Genomic DNA, 557 nt, shown 5'->3' with positions numbered 1-557 from the left:
TTGTTTGGTGCCTCGAGTGTGATTTCTGTGGTATAACCGCTTTGTTTTTCATAGCGGTGGGTGACGGTTGCAGCTTTCCATGGACCATTGATTTGCCCACGAAACCCTTGCAATAAAAGAGGTTGATCCGCCATGATTTCGGGACGCCCCTCAAGGGTCAAAGAACCACTGCCTACAGCACGACACAACCTGTCCGACTCGGAAGCAGCAGCAGCTCGTGCTTCCTCCTCACAAATGTAACAAGTCCGCAAACGCCGCACGGGACCGCTAAACCCTGTCTGATGTTTGACTTGGCATTGCTGCCCTTTTGAGCGATCAAAATAAGAAGCTTCAATGGTGCCATATTGCGTACGTGGCTCTAACGTAAATTCCCAGTTGGAACAGTCGTGCTTATGGATTGCTAATGCTGGTAAATTATCTCCGCTTAAAAACAAAAACTTATTGTCCTTGATCAAAAAACGCGCCCGCATGCGATCGGCAAGGCGGGTTAAAAAATCAACAGCCGATTGATCTGTTCGAATCACATAAGGCAAAGTTTGTTTGGTAAATTGGGGACT

At 47.4% G+C, this 557-nt stretch carries 1 protein-coding gene; it reads right to left on the bottom strand.

The window, feature by feature from the left end:
- Positions 1-557, bottom strand: a 557-nt coding sequence (locus ACFIO5_RS13320) for a phage late control D family protein (protein WP_375705672.1), incomplete at both ends; no start/stop codon positions are given.

Source organism: Bartonella sp. AA86SXKL, assembly GCF_042196885.1.
This window is presented reverse-complemented; position numbering and strand designations above follow the sequence as displayed.